This window comes from Paenibacillus sp. J22P90, assembly GCF_059692195.1.
On record NZ_JCAUAY010000029.1, the window covers coordinates 1 to 1,630 of the forward strand.

The 1,630-nt window shown below is 44.6% G+C and carries 1 protein-coding gene; it reads right to left on the reverse strand.

Annotation, left to right across the window (positions count from 1 at the left end; all coding sequences use genetic code 11):
• Window positions 1–243: 243 nt before the first annotated feature.
• On the reverse strand, window positions 244–1,509 hold the full coding sequence (locus tag AC58UX_RS32615) for an IS110 family RNA-guided transposase (RefSeq protein ID WP_497260163.1): 1,266 nt from the start codon (window positions 1,507–1,509) through the stop codon (window positions 244–246).
• Window positions 1,510–1,630 lie beyond the last annotated feature (121 nt).

Sequence of the window (1,630 nt, forward strand, 5' to 3'; positions counted from 1 at the left end):
GGGGTAACATCACCCAATTTATACCATCTGCTGCACGCTTTCTCCACATGGCCCTTAACGATTTTCGCTCCCATATCTCAACGGGTCTAAGCCCTCTCATTCCTTCGTCACATCTATCTAAGGGGTGGAGGTCGGTCTTTCTAACGGAACGGGTCAGTGCCCTTTTGCGTAACGTATCCCGATACTCCGTGCTTTCTTTGTCATCCTGCGAATACGCCAACTTGCGTTAATAATGCATAGTTTTTATGCTGCTAATGCGAAGACTTTCACTGGGTTGTATGCTTCTTCACTGCGTGCTAGGCCTACTAAAAGTCGAGCCAATTTTCCACATAACTTCATGATGGATTTCATTTTTTTCAGCTTTTTAACCTGAACATTATGTTTATGCAATGCCTTGAATTCTTTGTTAGTCATAACCATACACATCGTTATTAGGTAGAGAAAGTGTCGTAAACGTGGTCGTCCTCGTTTACTGAGCGTCATTTGGCCCTTCCATTTCCCAGAGCTTGCCTCGGTCAGATTAAGGCCTGCGTGACGGAGCAGAGTGTTTCCGTGGATATAACCGCTGAGATCACCTGACTCCCCTAAAACACCAGCTAAAGCAATCGCACTTATACCAGTAATCGCTAGGATTTTACCCGCATAGGGGATGCGTTCAAGTACGGTTTTAGCTTCAGCTTCGATTCTCCGCAGCTGTTTGTTAGCTAAGTCATACTCCTCAAGAAGATGCACAAGATGGAGTTTGTAAGCATGTGTTGCCTGGGAAGAACCAACGGTTTGCTTGGCAAGCTCAATGAGCAACTTAGCCCTTCGCACACCTGAGTGTCGTTTCATGGATTTTTTCCATTCCGCAATTACATCGGTTGGTTCTAATTTAGATAGGTCGGCGGGGACTGGAAACAACCTAAGAGTCTCCAATGCACCTTTACATGTTAAGATTTTAAAGACTTGTCTAAGTTCTGGGAACACAATGTCGACCCAACGATGGATTTGATTCACGGCGCTTACAAGCCGCTTAACAACGGTCTCTCGATTTGCCATAAGGACTCGCAGCTCTTCGTATTCTGCGGAATGAAAACGGACAGGGGAATAGTAGCCGTTTTTCACCATGTCAGCAATGACAAGCGCATCCTTTTTGTCACTTTTAGATCGTGTATTGTCGCGGTTTTCCTTGTTCTTTTTGACTAGGTGGGGATTTACGAGTACAGCCTCAATTTCGGTATCTTTAAGCCAATGTGCAAGGGCAAGCCAGTAATGCCCAGTTGGCTCCATGCCGACGATTATTTGGCTTAGCTTGTACGAAGCCAGCAAATCTCTGATCCAGCGATTAAGAGATCGGAAGCCAACTTCATCATTACTAAATTCAAGTGGATTACCCAAAGCAATACCGCGGAAATTAACAGCTCTAGCAACGTGAGTCTCCTGAGCGATATCTACACCGACAACAAGGTGATTAGCGGTAATGTTTTCAATGAGTTGATTTTGTTTATCTTGTGCTTTAAACTTCATAGTAGAGCGACCTCCTGATGTGGGATTTTAAGGGCTGTAGACCCGTTACGTACTCCCATCGTACAGAGGCGCTCTTTTTTATTCAAATTCCAAATTATTCGTTTCACAGGAATTCTAACGG